At 37.6% G+C, this 17941-nt stretch carries 13 protein-coding genes and 1 rRNA gene (1 of these 14 only partly in view); 12 read left to right on the forward strand and 2 right to left on the reverse strand.

Going from position 1 to position 17941, the window contains the following annotated elements; all coding sequences use genetic code 11:
- Positions 1 to 83: 83 nt before the first annotated feature.
- Positions 84 to 887, reverse strand: coding sequence for a Cof-type HAD-IIB family hydrolase (locus IGK03_RS04480; RefSeq protein WP_010775688.1), 804 nt, complete (start codon positions 885 to 887; stop codon positions 84 to 86).
- A 205-nt stretch (positions 888 to 1092) separates the two neighbouring features.
- On the opposite strand from IGK03_RS04480, the gene IGK03_RS04485 reads away from it, so the two are divergent.
- From IGK03_RS04485 to IGK03_RS04495, 3 genes are all read left to right on the forward strand, one after another.
- Entirely contained in the window at positions 1093 to 1668 is a 576-nt protein-coding gene (locus IGK03_RS04485; protein ID WP_002385113.1) for a DUF1361 domain-containing protein, read from the forward strand.
- A 152-nt stretch (positions 1669 to 1820) separates the two neighbouring features.
- Positions 1821 to 3227 carry an NCS2 family permease gene (locus IGK03_RS04490; RefSeq protein WP_002355943.1) on the forward strand — a complete coding sequence of 469 codons (1407 nt, stop codon included), beginning with the start codon at positions 1821 to 1823 and terminating at the stop codon, positions 3225 to 3227.
- Positions 3228 to 3435: 208 nt separating this feature from the next.
- Positions 3436 to 4632, forward strand: a complete 1197-nt coding sequence (locus IGK03_RS04495) for a multidrug efflux MFS transporter (protein WP_002381323.1) — start codon at positions 3436 to 3438, stop codon at positions 4630 to 4632.
- Between the two features lie 54 nt (positions 4633 to 4686).
- On the opposite strand, the gene IGK03_RS04500 is transcribed toward IGK03_RS04495, so the two are convergent.
- Complete coding sequence (locus IGK03_RS04500) at positions 4687 to 4872, reverse strand: YjzD family protein (RefSeq protein WP_002355945.1); 186 nt, start codon at positions 4870 to 4872, stop codon at positions 4687 to 4689.
- A gap of 117 nt (positions 4873 to 4989) precedes the next feature.
- On the opposite strand from IGK03_RS04500, the gene dnaE reads away from it, so the two are divergent.
- The 9 genes from dnaE to IGK03_RS04545 all read left to right on the forward strand — a co-directional run.
- Positions 4990 to 8319, forward strand: a complete 3330-nt coding sequence (gene dnaE, locus IGK03_RS04505; protein ID WP_002366416.1) for a DNA polymerase III subunit alpha — start codon at positions 4990 to 4992, stop codon at positions 8317 to 8319.
- Positions 8320 to 8491: 172 nt separating this feature from the next.
- Positions 8492 to 9454 (forward strand): 6-phosphofructokinase, encoded by a 963-nt coding sequence (gene pfkA / locus IGK03_RS04510; RefSeq protein WP_002355947.1) that lies wholly within the window; start codon positions 8492 to 8494, stop codon positions 9452 to 9454.
- Positions 9455 to 9518: 64 nt separating this feature from the next.
- Positions 9519 to 11276: a pyruvate kinase gene (gene pyk / locus IGK03_RS04515; protein WP_002355949.1), complete on the forward strand. Its 1758-nt coding sequence runs from the start codon at positions 9519 to 9521 to the stop codon at positions 11274 to 11276.
- 373 nt (positions 11277 to 11649) lie between these two features.
- Positions 11650 to 12219: a YceD family protein gene (locus IGK03_RS04520; RefSeq protein ID WP_002363429.1), complete on the forward strand. Its 570-nt coding sequence runs from the start codon at positions 11650 to 11652 to the stop codon at positions 12217 to 12219.
- Between the two features lie 56 nt (positions 12220 to 12275).
- A complete protein-coding gene (rpmF, locus tag IGK03_RS04525; RefSeq protein WP_002355952.1) occupies positions 12276 to 12455 on the forward strand; it encodes a 50S ribosomal protein L32 in 180 nt (59 codons plus the stop codon).
- A 204-nt stretch (positions 12456 to 12659) separates the two neighbouring features.
- Positions 12660 to 14081, forward strand: a complete 1422-nt coding sequence (gndA, locus tag IGK03_RS04530) for an NADP-dependent phosphogluconate dehydrogenase (RefSeq protein ID WP_002355953.1) — start codon at positions 12660 to 12662, stop codon at positions 14079 to 14081.
- A gap of 157 nt (positions 14082 to 14238) precedes the next feature.
- Positions 14239 to 14925: a response regulator transcription factor gene (locus IGK03_RS04535; RefSeq protein ID WP_002355954.1), complete on the forward strand. Its 687-nt coding sequence runs from the start codon at positions 14239 to 14241 to the stop codon at positions 14923 to 14925.
- Between the two features lie 10 nt (positions 14926 to 14935).
- On the forward strand, positions 14936 to 16444 hold the full coding sequence (locus IGK03_RS04540; RefSeq protein WP_002363430.1) for a HAMP domain-containing sensor histidine kinase: 1509 nt from the start codon (positions 14936 to 14938) through the stop codon (positions 16442 to 16444).
- A 643-nt stretch (positions 16445 to 17087) separates the two neighbouring features.
- Positions 17088 to 17941 (forward strand): 16S ribosomal RNA (locus IGK03_RS04545); it runs 707 nt beyond the window's last position.

Below are 17941 nucleotides of genomic sequence, written 5' to 3' on the forward strand. Positions count from 1 at the left end.
CTTATGCCCTACTTTTGTAATCTTAAGATTATCAGCTAAACCAAAGTGAGTTCTTTTTAAAGAAATACTTTTATTTTAGCCTTTTATAGATCTAAATAATTTTCTAAGTAATCTGCTAAACCATCTTGATCATTTGTTTTTTCAGTGACATCGTTGGCTACGGATTTAATTTTATCCGTGGCATTGTTCATAGCAACACCCCAACCAGCATAACTTAACATTTCTTCGTCATTATGTTCATCGCCAAAAGCAATGATATCAGCTGGTTTGACAGATAAAAAGTTCGCCACTTGATCAACGCCATGGGCCTTTTGAATTCCTTTTGCGACCATTTCTAAAATAGGCATTGGACCGCCCCAAGTGCGGACATCAATATAATCACCATATTGTTTTGTCAATGTATCAGCAACTTTTTCAGCTTGGTTTGGCGTGGTCCGAACCATCATTGAGGTAGGATTGCTTCGTAAATTTTTAGCATTAAGTAAATTATCTAAGGTTGCTTTGGAAGCAAAAAATTTCGGATCGAACCCATCTAACGTATCGATATAAAATGTTTCTTTGTTTTCAGCAGCAACAAAATCTAATTGTAATTCTTTTTTCTGTGCCAAAATGTCAAAGACTAGGTCACGCTCAATATTGGCTTCGCTTTCCAAGTCCCATTTTTTCTCTGGAATGTGGACTAAAGCGCCGTTAAAGTTAACCATAGGGGTCGTTAGGCCAAGTTGTTGGTAAAATTGATGACTCATTCTATAGGGACGTCCAGTGGCAATACTGACATAATGACCGTTGTCAATCGCTTTTTTTAGTGTTTGTTCGGTTTTTGGACTGATTAAAGACTGTGCATTTAATGTTGTGCCGTCTAAATCAATAGCAATTAATTTTTTCAAGTAAAAATTCCTCCTAAATGCCTTTTACTCAGTCTAGCATAAAACCGAAGATTATCAAGGGGAGAAGTATGTTCATTTATAAGGTTTAAAAAAAAGCTTAAGAAGTATGCTACACTAAAATAAACCGTTTGAAAAAGGAGCGCAGAGCATCTTGAAAAATTCTAGAAATTATTTACGAGTGATCACCTTAATCTATTGTATCTATATGTGGTTATTTGCTACGCATTTTCATTTTATGGCGTTGAACGTGTTGTTAGCCTATATTCCAATTGAACTTAGTTATCTTTTAAACGCAGAAAAACGTAAAAGGGATTGGTTGATAGGTTTTGCTTGGTTAATTTTTTATCCTAATGCGCCGTACCTATTTACGGATTTTTTTCATTTAGAAACGCTATCTATTTATCGAGGCTTTAATACGATTTTTGCAAACCAAATTGGTGATTGGTGGGCGTTTGTTTGCTTAACTAGCGGGATTGTTATATATGGGCTTTTAGGGATGAAAACAGTAACAACTGTTAGCCAGAAATTGCAAAGTTATTGCGGCTATAGAACAATTGTAGTCTTTCAAGCCAGCCTTCATTTCTTGTCTGCTTTGGCGATTTATGTTGGACGTTTTGATCGATTACACAGTGTCTATCTTTTTATGAGTCCAATTGAAACAGTGAAAATTATCTTTTTTGACTGGTCCCTTCAAAAATTAATGTTTATTTTATTAATGATGTTTCTACAGATGCTGTTGTTTGGGCTAATCCAATTATTAGGAAAAGAAGAAGCAATGTAAAGCTTTTTCTTTTTTTTATATCAGCAAAACACGAACGTTATATAGAAAAATATATATAATAGTTAATATTTTGTTGTAAAAAGATAGCGATTCTCTTATAATCAAAGAGTAATTATTCGAAAACATGGATTTTAAGGGAGAGAAGTGCAATTATGAATACGTTTTTCAAATTAAAGGAAAACAAGACAACGGTATCAACTGAAATAATGGCGGGGGTTACGACCTTTTTTGCAATGAGTTATATTTTATTTGTTAATCCGTCCATTCTTTCAGAAACAGGGATGCCTTTTCAGGCTGTTTTTTTAGCGACCATTATTGCTTCAATCATCGGTACATTAATTATGGGGCTGTTTGCTAATGTACCTTACGCTCAAGCACCGGGGATGGGACTCAATGCTTTCTTCACGTTTACGGTCGTTTTTGGGATGGGGTATACTTGGCAACAAGCATTAGCAATGGTTTTTATTTGTGGTTTGATTAATATTTTGATTACAGTGACAAAAATTCGCAAAATGATTATTAAAGCAATTCCAGAGAGTTTACAACATGCTATTGGTGGTGGGATTGGAATTTTTGTCGCTTATGTAGGGTTGAAAAATGCTGGCTTACTAAGTTTCACAGTACAAGCAGAACCTCAAAATGGTGTTGTGAATGGTTCGAGTATCGTGCCCGCTTTAGGAAATTTTGATAATCCAGCCATTATTTTGGCGGTAATTGGGTTAGTTTTAACAACGATTTTAGTTGTCACGAATGTTCGTGGGGCTATTTTAATTGGCATTGTAGTTACTACGTTAGTCGCAATTCCAATGGGGGTGGTAGACACTGCTTCGGTTGATTGGCATGCTAATTCGTTGGGCAATTCATTTAAAGAATTAGGTACAACTTTTGGCGCTGCTTTTGGTGCTGAGGGCTTACAGTCATTGTTTAGCGATTCTTCAAAAATTCCTCAAGTTTTAATGACCATTATTGCCTTCAGTTTATCAGATACGTTTGATACAATTGGAACATTTATCGGTACGGGACGTCGAACAGGAATTTTCTCTAAAGAAGATGAATTAGCTTTAGAAGATAGTAAGGGCTTCAGCACTAAAATGGACAAAGCTCTATTTGCAGATGCTATTGCAACATCTATCGGTGCGATTTTTGGTACATCGAATACGACAACTTATGTAGAAAGTGCAGCAGGAATCGGTGCGGGTGGTCGAACAGGTTTGACATCGGTAGTGGTAGCAATTCTATTTGCCCTAAGTAGTCTTTTTTCACCACTTATTGCTATTGTGCCAGCACAAGCTACGGCTCCAGCGTTAATTTTAGTGGGAATTATGATGTTAGCTTCTTTCAAAGACATCAATTGGACGGATTTAGAAGATGCGATTCCAGCATTTTTTGCTTCAATTTTCATGGGATTATGTTATAGCATCTCTTATGGGATTGCTGCTGGGTTCATCTTTTATGCAGTGGTGAAAGTAGTCAAAGGAAAAGCCAAAGAAGTTTCACCAATTATTTGGGTCATTGATGCGTTGTTTATCTTAAACTTTGTAATCTTAGCTATTTTATAGTAAACAGAAGTGAGGCTGAGATAACAGCGGTTAGCTTCGAAGGTGTTGCATTTGTTCAGCTATTTATCTTAAGCCCAAGTGTTAAGAAGTCTGGCAGATTGGTCGTTTTGACCGGTCTGCCAGACTTTTTTTAAAAGAATTTTCTTTTGAGAGATTCACTCTTTTAGAGTATAGTGGTAGGTGAAGAGGTGATAAGGTGGATAAAAGTATGAAAATAAAATGGAAGCAGAATTTATTAGTCGCATGGATTGGTTGCTTTTTTACAGGGGCGAGTATTAGCTTAGTTATGCCGTTTATTCCAGTATATGTTGAACAATTAGGGACGCCTAAGAGTCAAGTAGAGTTGTTTTCTGGATTGGCAATTTCTGTCACGGCGTTTGCTGCTGCGATTGTTGCACCGATTTGGGGAAATTTAGCTGATCGAAAAGGTCGGAAAATTATGATGATTCGGGCTGCAGCAGGAATGACGATCACAATGGGGGCGTTAGCATTTGTCCCTAATGTATACTGGCTGTTGATTATGCGTTTTATGAACGGGATTTTATCCGGCTATATTCCTAACGCAACAGCGATGATTGCGTCGCAGGCGCCAAAAGAGAAAAATGGCTGGGCTCTAGGAACATTATCAACAGGTGCAATTGCTGGGACGTTAATTGCGCCATCGATTGGCGGTGCGTTGGCACAGTGGTTTGGAATGGAAAATGTCTTTATTATTACCGGTGTTATTTTATTCATTACAACGTTGTTGACTATCTTTTTAGTTAAAGAAGATTTTCAACCAGTTGAGAAAAAGGATTTATTAACGACGAAAGAAATTTTTAGTAAGATGGATCATGTTTCAGTATTGATTGGTTTGTTTGTGACTACGTTAATTTTACAATTAGGAATTACAAGTATCAGCCCAATCTTAACGCTATATATTCGATCTTTAAGTGGCGATACAGAGAATGTATTATTTGTTAGTGGTTTGATTGTTTCGATTGCCGGCGTTTCAGCAATTATTTCTTCTCCAACTTTGGGAAAAATTGGGGACCGCATTGGGAACCAAAAAGTTTTATTAGGCGGATTAATTCTTTCTTTTATTTGTTACATTCCCATGGCGTTTGTGCAAACACCTTTTCAGTTAGGTGTTTTACGATTCCTTTTAGGTTTTTCAACAGGTGCTTTAATGCCATCAATTAATACGTTAATTAGTAAAATAACGCCAACGGAGGGCGTAAGTAGAGTTTATAGTTACAATCAGATGTGTAGTAATTTCGGTCAAGTTTTAGGGCCGATGGTAGGGTCAACAGTTGCCCATGGTTTTGGCTATTCTTCTGTTTTTCTGGTAACCGCTTGTTTCGTTTTAGGAAACATTGGGTTGTCCTTCTTTAATTTCCGAAAAGTTTTAAATAAAAAGCTCTAAACAGTTGAAAAGATAAAAAAACCAGTTACAATAACTTTAGTAACTGGTTTTTTCTTATTTAACAGGTTTGGTTTCTTTCGGTACTGCAAAGTGTGCAATTAATAAAATAATAACGGCTGTTGCCAACGATAGAATCGTTGTCATTTTAAAGTCGTATGAACCACCAGATAATGCACCGCCGATATATCCAACGACTTGGCCTAATGCGAAGGTCCAGAAAAATACAACAAGATAACGCATATGAGCACCTCTTTTCTAGCTCTTAGTTTAGCATATTTTCTTTAAAAGTAAAGAATCCGCGATAGGAAAATAAGAGAAGAGGCAAAAAATAGCAAGGATTCAAAAAGGAGCTGTCCAATGTCATTTCCACAATTACATACCGTTACTTCCTATTCGCTTTTATCTAGTACGGTTAGGATTCGTTCCTATGTAAAACAAGCGAAAGCGTTAGGTTATCAAACATTAGCGATTACCGATATCAATGTCTTGCATGGGGCGGTTGAATTTTATGAAGCATGCCAAGAAGCGGGAATTCAACCAATTATCGGTTTAAGATTAGAATATACCCCAGCAGAAAAAGAAGGGCATTCCGAGTTGCTTTTATTTGCTAAAAATTTAAAAGGGTATCAGCAATTAATGCAACTATCTAGCAGCAAAATGACGACAGAGGGTCCCTTTTACTTAGCAGAACATCAATCCTTATTAAGTGATTTATTTGCCGTGACTTTGTCAGCCAAAGGAGAAGTCGCCCAAACATTTTTTGAAGATGAACAACAAGCGGTTCACGCTTTCCAACAACTTGCTTCATATTTTGATCCTCAGTCGTTATTTGTTGAACATTCTTTTTCAATGAATCAACAACGCAATCCAGCGCTCTTTTCTTTTTACCAAAGAGAACAATTACCTGGCGTGGCTTTGCAAGAGGTACGTCATTTAACAAGGGAAGAAGGCTTTGCCGTAACTGTTCTTGAGAGCATCAAAGAAAATAATCAATTGAATATTACAAGCCAAACACCGGAAATAGAAGGTCTGAATTACTTGCGTGAAGCAGAGACGACGATGGAACAAATGCTTCAAATAGCTGGTGCAGAAGTGGTCCAGAATACGATTCAGCTAGCTGAAAATTGCCGAGTTGACATTCCTTTACATCAAAAATTATTACCGCATTTTCCTGTGCCTGATAATCAAACGGCTGGTTCTTATTTACGTACATTGTGTTTAGAAAAATTACCAGAAAGAGTGCCTCATCTAAATGAAGTTTACCAAAAACGATTAGAAAAAGAGTTAACCATCATTCACAATATGGGCTTTGATGATTACTTTTTAATCGTTTGGGATGTGATGGACTTCTGTCATAACAATCAAATTGTTACAGGCGCTGGCCGAGGTTCAGCTGCAGGCTCTTTAGTGTCCTATGTGCTATCAATTACAGATGTAGATCCAATCAAATATGATTTGCTTTTTGAACGTTTTTTGAATCCAGAACGCTACACGATGCCCGATATTGATTTAGATATTCCTGATAATCGGCGGGAGGAAGTTTTAGCTTATGTCAGTCAAAAATATGGTCATTATCACATGGCGCAAATTGCCACGTTTGGTACGATGGCTGCGAAAATGGTTTTACGGGACGTTGCACGTGTTTTCGGGTTGTCCCAGAGTGAAGCGAATCGTTGGTCGGCAGCTGTCCCAAACAAGCTGAAAATTACGTTAGAAGAAGCGTACCAAGAGTCGAAACGGATGCAAGAATTGGTCAATTTTTCGCCAAATAATCAATTGCTCTATAAAACAGCTGTTCAGCTAGAAGGATTGCCTCGCCATGTTTCTACGCACGCAGCAGGTGTGGTAATTAGTGATGAAAATCTTTTGAATTTGGTTCCGTTACAACCAGGATCGAATGAAATTTTATTGACCCAATTTACTATGAATGATGTTGAAAAAATTGGTCTTCTGAAAATGGATTTCTTGGGCTTAAGAAATTTATCTATCATTGATGATACCCTTACAGCTGTTAAACGCGTCTATAATCGAACCATTCGTTTAAATCAGATTCCATTAGATGACGAAACAACGCTGGCTTTATTTAGAAAAGGGGAAACAAGTGGCGTTTTCCAGTTTGAATCTGCTGGAATTCGGAATGTATTAAGAAAATTAGGGCCAACTAGCATTGAAGATATTGCTGCTGTCAATGCCCTGTATCGTCCTGGTCCGATGCAAAATATTGATGTTTTCATCCGCCGGAAAAAAGGCTTGGAACAAATTAGTTATCCAGAGCCTAGTCTCGCCCCCATTTTAGAAAATACGTACGGAATTATTGTTTACCAAGAGCAGATTATGCAAGTTGCTGCGAAAATGGCTGGCTTCTCTTTAGGGCAAGCTGACATTTTACGTCGAGCCATTAGTAAAAAGAAAAAAGATGTGCTAGATGAAGAACGGAATCATTTTGTTAATGGTGCGTTACAACAAGGCTATCCCAAAGAAACAGCTAACCAAGTGTACGATTATATTGAGCGCTTTGCTAATTATGGCTTTAACCGCTCGCATGCATTTGCCTATTCCTTTATTGGTTTTCAAATGGCTTACTTGAAGGTTCATTATCCGAGTGCTTTTTATGTCGCATTGTTGCATTCTGTTCGTCATAATCCAACAAAAATTAAAGAATATATTGGCGAAGCTAGAAAAAACAAGCAGACGATTTTGCAGCCGTCAATTAACCAAAGTCACTACAGCTTTTACCTAAATCAGCAACAGCAAATTTTATTTGGTTTTAGTTCTTTAAAAGGAATCCGCCGAGACTTCATTCAAAATATTTTAAATGAACGCCGAGAAAATGGACCGTACAAAACGTTCGATGAGTTTCTTTTGCGAATTGACCGTAAGTGGTTGAAAGTTGAAAATATCGAACCATTGATTGCCATCGGTGCATTTGACGAAATTGCACCCAATCGCCGTCAATTAGCGGTAGGTTTAGAGAGTAATATCCAAAGTATTCTTCTCAGCGGTGGTAGTATGGATTTGTTAGAAACGTTGAAGCCAAAGGAAGAAGAAATTGCCGATTATCCGCTAGAAGAGCGACTAGAACAAGAAGAACAATATTTAGGGGTCTATTTATCAGGACATCCGACAGAAGAGTTCAAAAAAACACGCTTAGCCAAGCAAACGCAACTTGTTCATGAACTTGTTGAAAATCAGCCCACGAAATTATTGATTTATGTCAAAAACATTCGGACGATTCGGACCAAAAAGGGAGAACAAATGGCCTTTGTTGATGGGGATGATACAACAGGAAGTATTTCACTAACGTTGTTCCCAACTGTTTTTCGCCAGTTAAGACAGAGTGTCGAGAAAGGGCAAGTTTATTATGTGGAAGGAAAAGTGGAACGCAGTACGTACAATCAAGAATTGCAAATATTGGTTCAACGAATAGAAAAAGCGCAACAAGTAGAAACATCAATTAGTGACGAAACGTGTTTTATCAGAATTACAAAAGATGTCGAACAAACGGACGTTTTTCAGAAAATGAAAGAGGTACTCAGTCGTCATGCTGGACACATTCCAGTGATTGTCTATTTTGAAAAAACAGGAAAGAAAATAGTATTAAATGAAGAAAACTGGGTCGCTCATACAAGCGCTAGTCAGCAACAATTAGCTTACGTTTTAGGCGAGCAAAACGTCATTTTCAAATGATTTACGGTAAAAAATACTAGTTGTTTTCAACTTTTTTCATTTTTTTCTTCTTAACTCAAGACATTTTGGTTCTTTAATGGTAAAATGAATGACGTAATATTTTTGTATATCAATTTTTGCGAAAAGGTTTCTTTTGGCAGTTGAAAGTATATTATATGAGGTGAAATAGCGAATGAAACGCATTGGTATTTTAACCAGCGGGGGAGATGCCCCTGGAATGAACGCTGCAATTCGTGCAGTCGTACGCAAAAGTATTTTTGATGGAATCGAAGTTTACGGTATTAACTATGGATTTGCCGGTTTAGTCGCAGGCGACATCCGTCGTTTAGATGTTGCTGACGTTGGCGATAAGATTCAACGTGGTGGAACATTCTTGTACTCTGCTCGTTATCCTGAATTTGCTACTGAAGAAGGGCAATTAAAAGGAATCGAACAATTGAAAAAATTCGGTATTGAAGGCTTAGTTGTTATTGGTGGAGACGGTTCTTATCATGGCGCAATGGCTTTGACAAAACGTGGTTTCCCCGCTGTTGGAATTCCTGGAACAATTGATAATGATATTCCTGGAACAGATTTCACAATCGGTTTTGATACAGCAATTAACACTGTTTTGGAATCAATTGACCGAATTCGTGATACAGCGACTTCTCATGTTCGTACATTCGTTATCGAAGTAATGGGACGTAACGCTGGTGATATCGCATTGTGGTCAGGCGTGGCAGGCGGAGCAGATGAAATCATTATTCCTGAACATGATTTTGATATGAAAAACGTTGCCAAACGTATTCAAGAAGGCCGCGACCGCGGGAAAAAACATTGCTTAATCATTTTAGCAGAAGGCGTAATGGGCGGAAATGAATTTGCTGATAAACTTTCTGAATACGGTGATTTCCATACGCGTGTATCAATTTTAGGACACGTGGTTCGTGGGGGCTCGCCAAGTGCTCGTGACCGTGTATTAGCAAGTAAATTTGGGTCATATGCTGTTGAACTTCTAAAAGAAGGCAAAGGCGGTTTATGTATCGGTATGTTAGATAACCAAGTAGTTGCAGCTGATATTATTGACACGTTAGAAAACAATAAACACAAACCAGATTTATCTCTTTATGAGTTAAATCATGAAATTTCTTTTTAATCTTGTATATTAGCTAATCTTATTAGCTTTGTATAAACAAATTTGGAATAGGAGCGTTTTAGTAATGAAAAAAACGAAAATCGTATGTACGATTGGACCAGCTAGTGAATCCGTTGATATGCTAGTAAACTTAATTAATGCAGGTATGAATGTTTGCCGTTTGAACTTTTCACATGGTGACTACGAAGAGCATGGTGCTCGTATTAAAAACATTCGTGAAGCTGTAAAAATTACAGGGAAACGCGTAGCGATCTTACTAGATACAAAAGGTCCTGAAATCCGCACAAATGACATGGAAAATGGCGCAATCACAATGAAAATTGGTGATTCAGTACGTATTTCTATGACAGAAGTTTTAGGAACAAATGAAAAATTCTCAATCACTTATCCAGAATTAATCAATGATGTAAACGTAGGTTCACACATTCTTTTAGATGATGGTTTAATCGATTTAGAAGTAACTGATATCGACCGTGATGCAAACGAAATCGTAACAGTTGTTAAAAACGAAGGCGTCTTGAAAAACAAAAAAGGCGTTAACGTACCAGGCGTTTCTGTAAACTTACCAGGGATCACTGAAAAAGATGCTAACGATATCCGTTTCGGAATTGGTCAAGGAATTGACTTTATCGCAGCTAGCTTCGTTCGTCGTGCTTCTGACGTTTTAGAAATCACTAAAATTTTAGAAGAAGAAAACGCAACACACATCCAAATCATTCCTAAAATCGAAAACCAAGAAGGTATCGATAATATCGATGAAATCTTAAAAGTTTCTGATGGTTTAATGGTTGCTCGTGGTGACATGGGTGTTGAAATTCCAACAGAAGATGTTCCAGTTGTCCAAAAAGCTTTAATTAAAAAATGTAATGCTTTAGGTAAACCAGTTATCACTGCAACACAAATGTTAGATTCAATGCAACGTAACCCACGTCCAACACGTGCGGAAGCAAATGACGTAGCAAACGCAATCTACGATGGAACAGATGCAGTAATGTTATCAGGCGAAACTGCAGCAGGGGATTACCCATTAGAAGCTGTTCAAACAATGGCTCGTATTGCAGTTCGTACAGAAGAAACATTAGTTAACCAAGATTCATTCGCATTGAAATTATATAGCAAAACAGATATGACTGAAGCAATCGGACAATCTGTTGGCCATACAGCACGTAACTTGGGTATCCAAACAATCGTTGCGGCAACAGAATCAGGCCATACAGCACGTATGATCTCTAAATACCGTCCAAAAGCACATATCGTTGCAATTACGTTCTCAGAACAAAAAGCACGTAGCTTATCATTATCATGGGGTGTTTACGCAACAGTTGCTGACAAACCATCAAGCACAGATGAAATGTTTAATTTAGCTTCAAAAGTATCACAAGAAGAAGGTTATGCTTCAGAAGGTGATTTAATCATTATCACTGCTGGTGTTCCAGTTGGCGAAAAAGGCACAACAAACTTAATGAAAATTCAAATGATCGGTTCTAAATTAGTTCAAGGTCAAGGTGTCGGCGAAGAAGCAATTATTGCAAAAGCCGTTGTTGCAGGAACTGCTGAAGAAGCAGTTGCTAAAGCGACTGAAGGAGCTATTTTAGTTACAAAAACAACAGATAAAGAATACATGCCAGCAATTGAAAAAGCATCAGCATTAGTTGTTGAAGAAGGTGGTTTAACTTCTCATGCAGCTGTTGTAGCGATTGCGCAAAATATTCCAGTTATCGTAGGTGCTGCAGATGCAACATCATTAATTAATAATGACGAAGTGATTACTGTTGATCCTCGTCGTGGTATTGTTTACCGCGGAGCAACAACAGCTATCTAAGTCTAATTAATTCAATCATTTGATTTTAAGCAATATGTACTCGGACGCAAAGCTGGGACAAACCGATTCGTCAGTTTGTCTCAGCTTTTTTTACAAAGAAGACAGTAGTACGAAATGTTCAGAAAACACGTATTCAGTAAATAAAGAGTTGGGCGCAAACAGTAAAATTATGTCTGAGTTTTAAATTATTTATGTTATTTCACACAAAAATTTTGTTATTTAATTAAATAAGCGCTAAGTTATCTTCAACAGAAAAACAATTATAAAAAAAACGAAAGAAAAACAGGAAATAAGAAAGGGCTGTCAAGAAAATTTCATTGACAAAGCTTTCATACCCCTGTATAATAGCTTTTGTTGCTTAGGAGTGATAATTATGAAGTGGTCTTTGTTAGAATTAAATAAATACAAAGAAGAGCCGCTAGTGTTTTCAGAAACATTGCATCTTAAAGAAGAGCTTCTTCAACGAGATGATACCTTGTTGGATGTAAGTCCAATCAAAGTAGAAGGCTTATTAGCAGTCAATAAATCAGAATATTTACTTCATTATACTATTCAGGTAACTGTAACCGTTCCTTCATCCCGTTCTTTAGAACCTGTGGCTTTGCCAATGCAAATCACGGTCGATGAAGTCTTTATGACAAAAGAACAAATGGATACAAGAGATGAACGATTTGCAGCTGAAGAGATTATTTTATTGGACAAGCCAACAATTGATTTAGATGAATCTGTCGAAGACAACATTCTATTGTCCATTCCAATTCAAGTGCTTACAGAAGAAGAACAAAACAGTCAAGAAATGCCAAGTGGCAATGACTGGGAAGTGATTTCAGAAGAAGCATATTTGGAAAGTAAGCAGAAAGCAGCAGAACAAACAGTGGATCCTCGTCTGGCTAAACTATCAGAATTACTCAGCGATAATGCTGAAGAGGAAGATAACAGCTAGGTTGGAATATATTGTGTATGTAAATACACGCATCTTTACAAGGAGGTGGAACAACAATGGCAGTACCAGCTAGAAGAACTTCTAAAGCGAAAAAAGCAAAACGTCGCACACACTACAAATTAACAATCAAAGGCTTAAATGCATGCTCAAACTGTGGTGAAATGAAAAAAAGCCATCACGTATGTCCAGCATGTGGTCACTACGATGGAAAAGACGTAATGTCTAAAGAAGCATAAGCATAAAAACATTTTTTGAAATGTTGAATCCCCTAGGCTAACCATGGAGCCTAGGGGATTTGTATTTTTTTAAGAAAATATGAAGAAATTGGAAATTTATTGGCACTATATTGTTTTCATATGAAAGATAGTGCGTTATAATAGTGAGGATTATAAGAGAATGCTCATAGAATTTTCGTTGATTATAATATAGGAGGTCATAAAATGACAAAACAACAATTTGGCGTAGTCGGCATGGCTGTCATGGGAAAAAATCTTGCTTTAAACATTGAAAGCAGAGGCTATACAGTTGCGCTGTATAACCGTACAGGATCAAAAACAACAGAAGTGGTTGAAGAACATCCTGACAAAAACTTTCAAGCAACATACTCAATTGAGGAATTTGTGAATGCGATTGAAAAACCTCGTCGAATTATGTTGATGGTTAAAGCTGGACCTGCAACAGATGCGACAATCCAAGAATTGTTACCACACCTTGATAAAGGCGACATCTTAATTGATGGCGGTAATACGTTCTTCAAAGACACAATGCGACGTAATGAAGAACTAGCAAACTCAGGAATTAACTTTATTGGTACTGGCGTTTCTGGCGGAGAAGAAGGAGCCTTGAAAGGACCATCTATCATGCCTGGCGGACAAAAAGAAGCGTATGAGTTAGTTGCGCCAATTCTTGAAAAAATTTCAGCTAAAGCAGAAGACGGTGAACCATGTGTGACTTACATTGGCCCAAATGGTGCTGGACATTATGTAAAAATGGTTCATAATGGGATTGAATATGGGGACATGCAATTAATTGCTGAATCCTACGATTTAATGAAACAAATCTTAGGTTTATCTGTTGATGAAATGGCAGAGATTTTCAAAGAATGGAACGAAGGCGAATTAGACAGTTACCTTATTGAGATCACGGCTGACATTTTGACACGTAAAGATGATGAAGGAACCGACCAACCAATCGTTGATGTTATTCTTGATGCAGCAGGCAACAAAGGAACAGGTAAATGGACAAGCCAAAGTGCGTTAGATCTTGGCGTACCATTACCATTAATTACAGAATCAGTATTTGCACGTTTTATTTCGGCTTACAAAGAAGAACGCGTAAAAGCAAGTGGCATTTTATCAAAACCTGCAGCCTTTAACTTTGCAGGCGATAAAAAAGAATTGATTGAAAAAATTCGCGAAGCATTATACTTTAGTAAATTAATGAGTTATGCGCAAGGGTTTGCACAACTCCGTGCAGCTTCTGAAGAATACGGATGGGATTTACCATTTGGTGAAATTGCAAAAATCTGGCGAGCAGGTTGTATTATCCGTGCACAATTCTTACAAAAAATTACCGATGCATATGAAAAAAATCCAGCACTTGAAAACTTGTTGTTAGATGAATACTTCGTAGAAATTACGAAAAAATATCAACAAGCCGTTCGTGAAGTTGTTGCGATTGCTGTTCAAGCAGGTGTTCCTGTACCAACATTCTCATCTGCAATTGCTTATTACGATTCTTATCGTTCAGATCGCTTACCAGCGAATTTAATTCAAGCACAACGTGATTACTTCGGTGCTCATACGTACGAACGCACAGACAAAGAAGGAATCTACCATTATAGCTGGTACAACGAAGAATAAACACGCTGGAGACCATGAGTGTGGCTCACCATGCTCATGGTTTTACTGTGGCTTAAAAAAGAACCAGACAGATTGAGTAGTAATTCTCTAATAAGTAGTAAGGAATAAAAAGGTTGAGCTTGAGTATAGCTTTTAAAGAGAAAGGACAATTAATCAAATGAGCAACATTTTAATTATTGAAGATGAAAAGAACTTAGCGAGATTCGTTGAGCTTGAATTAAAACATGAGGGGTATACGACAGAAGTACACTACAATGGTCGTACAGGATTGGAAGCCGCTCTTAACAACGAATGGGATGCTATCCTTCTTGATTTGATGTTACCAGAATTGAATGGATTAGAAGTATGTCGCCGTGTTCGCCAAGTGAAAAATACACCAATTATTATGATGACTGCGCGTGATTCAGTAATTGACCGTGTTTCTGGTTTAGACCATGGAGCGGATGATTATATTGTTAAACCATTTGCAATTGAAGAATTGTTAGCTCGTTTACGTGCGTTACTTCGTCGTATTGATATTGAGGGCGATAAAAACGTTGCAAAACAAACAACGATTACATATCGTGACTTAACAATTGAAAAAGAAAATCGTGTCGTTCGTCGTAATTCTGAAATGATTGAATTAACAAAACGCGAATACGAATTACTATTAACGCTAATGGAAAACGTGAACGTTGTCTTGGCACGTGATGTGTTACTAAATAAAGTTTGGGGCTATGAAACAGAAGTAGAAACAAACGTTGTGGATGTATATATCCGCTACTTGCGAAATAAAATTGACGTACCTGGAGAAGAAAGCTACATCCAAACTGTCCGTGGAACTGGCTACGTTATGCGTTCGTGAGAACTAATTAATGAAAAGAACGATTAAAAAAGAACTGGAAGGCCCATCTTTAACTATAAAGTGGGCTTTCGCAAGTTCTTTCTTTATATTTGTAGTTTTTACCATTTTTGCGGTGATTACCTATAAGTCTTCTGTCAGTCTTATTGTTGCCAAAGAAAAGGAAAATGTCGAAGCAACGATTGCAGAAGTAACAAATCGATTAGCTAATGCCAATGAAAATTTAACGGTAACAGACGTTTTTGACTATTTAAAAACGCCGAGTGAAAGAGATGAAAACTACTATAATAAGCATACAGCAGTAGAAGGTTCGTTTATGGAAATGGACAGTTTCATATCTGAACTAGGACAACCAGAACTTTATTTATCTGTGTATGACACAAACCAAAAGCTAGTTTTTAAAACACAAAATGAATATGATAAGTTATTACAATTGGATCGACAATTACCTGTTGTTCGAACCGTTTTTGATAAAACCGGTTTTTATTCCGTGGAACCTATTTTTTCAAAAGAAACACGAGAAAAGATTGGCTATATTCAAGCGTTTTATGAACTTTCTTCTTTTTATGAAATTCGTAATCATTTATTATTAACACTTGTAGTTTTAGAAGTGATTTCTCTGATTGTAAGTAGTGTCTTAGGCTTTATCCTCTCTTCTTATTTCTTAAAACCATTAAAAGTATTGAGAGATACGATGGATACAATCCGCAAAGACCCGCAATCAGATGTCCACATGCCGGAGATTAATACGAGAGATGAGTTAGCAGATATCTCGGAAATCTTTAATGAAATGTTAGATCGTATGAGACGCTATATCGAACAACAAGAGCAGTTTGTTGAAGATGTTTCCCATGAATTAAGAACGCCCGTTGCGATTATGGAAGGCCATTTAAACCTTTTAAATCGTTGGGGGAAAGACGATCCTGAAATTTTAGATGAATCATTAAAGGCCAGTTTACAAGAAATTAGTCGTATGAAGAGTTTGGTCCAAGAAATGCTTGACCTTTCACGCGCTGAACAAGTGGACACCCAATATGCAAATGAACGAACAGATGCTAAACAAGTAGTCTACCAAGTATTTAATAACTTCCAATTGGTTTATCCTGAGTTTCATATCACATTAGATGACGATTTACCAACCGAAGTTGAACTGAAAATCTATCGTAATCACTTTGAACAATTGCTAATTATTCTATTAGATAATGCGATTAAATATTCAACAGATCGAAAAGAAGTGCATATTTCCATTTCTCGAACGATGAATGAATTTGAAATAGCTGTGCAAGATTTTGGTGAAGGAATCACTGAAGAAGACTTGGAGAAAATATTTGATCGATTCTACCGAGTAGATAAAGCCCGTGCAAGAAATAAAGGCGGTAATGGCTTAGGTCTATCGATTGCAAAACAATTAGTCGAAAACTATAAAGGACGTATTGATGCAGAAAGCGTATTGCATCAAGGAACGATCTTTAGAATTTTTATCCCAATCGCTGGAATAAAAGAAGAGAGCAACGTACAATAAAGTACGTTGCTTTTTTTACGAATGATTAACGAACATTTCAGTAAGAGAAAAGGGATTATAAGATAAAGAAACGAATGTTTTCTTTGCAGAAAATATTCATCGTTCGAAATTGAAAAAAATGTTATTTTTCTGCAAAATAATAGTTGCGTTTTAGAAAAATCCTTGGTATATTAATATCTGTTCTGACAAACAGTTCGTTAAGAAAAAAGTTTTAAAAAGTTAAAAATTTTTCTTGACGAAAAGATAAATAACATGTTAGAATAACAAAGTCGTTAAAGAGATTGCTTTTAAATCAATCATTTGATCAAAAAAACTTGTTATAAAATAACAAAAAAGTTTTAAAAAGTTGTTGACAAACAACTGAGATAATGATAAGATATAGAAGTTGTCACAACAGACGACAACAACCGAGCAAAACAACTTGAAAAAACTTTTGAAAAAAGTTCTTGACATTCAAACGAAAGTTTGTTATGATGTAAAAGTTGCTGCGAGGTAACGTAGACCTTTGAAAACTGAACAAAGAATAGACGAACCAAATGTGTAGGGCGTCTTGATTCAATTCAAGACAACAAACATTTTTAACAAGCAAGCAATATGCTAGCAAACAAATTGAGCTTAACAATCGCAAGATTGTTCTAACTTTTATTATGAGAGTTTGATCCTGGCTCAGGACGAACGCTGGCGGCGTGCCTAATACATGCAAGTCGAACGCTTCTTTCCTCCCGAGTGCTTGCACTCAATTGGAAAGAGGAGTGGCGGACGGGTGAGTAACACGTGGGTAACCTACCCATCAGAGGGGGATAACACTTGGAAACAGGTGCTAATACCGCATAACAGTTTATGCCGCATGGCATAAGAGTGAAAGGCGCTTTCGGGTGTCGCTGATGGATGGACCCGCGGTGCATTAGCTAGTTGGTGAGGTAACGGCTCACCAAGGCCACGATGCATAGCCGACCTGAGAGGGTGATCGGCCACACTGGGACTGAGACACGGCCCAGACTCCTACGGGAGGCAGCAGTAGGGAATCTTCGGCAATGGACGAAAGTCTGACCGAGCAACGCCGCGTGAGTGAAGAAGGTTTTCGGATCGTAAAACTCTGTTGTTAGAGAAGAACAAGGACGTTAGTAACTGAACGTCCCCTGACGGTATCTAACCAGAAAGCCACGGCTAACTACGTGCCAGCAGCCGCGGTAATACGTAGGTGGCAAGCGTTGTCCGGATTTATTGGGCGTAAAGCGAGCGCAGGCGGTTTCTTAAGTCTGATGTGAAAGCCCCCGGCTCAACCGGGGAGGGTCATTGGAAACTGGGAGACTTGAGTGCAGAAGAGGAGAGTGGAATTCCATGTGTAGCGGTGAAATGCGTAGATATATGGAGGAACACCAGTGGCGAAGGCGGCTCTCTGGTCTGTAACTGACGCTGAGGCTCGAAAGCGTGGGGAGCAAACAGGATTAGATACCCTGGTAGTCCACGCCGTAAACGATGAGTGCTAAGTGTTGG

The organism is Enterococcus sp. DIV2453a, from assembly GCF_050533535.1.
GTDB lineage: Bacteria > Bacillota > Bacilli > Lactobacillales > Enterococcaceae > Enterococcus > Enterococcus faecalis.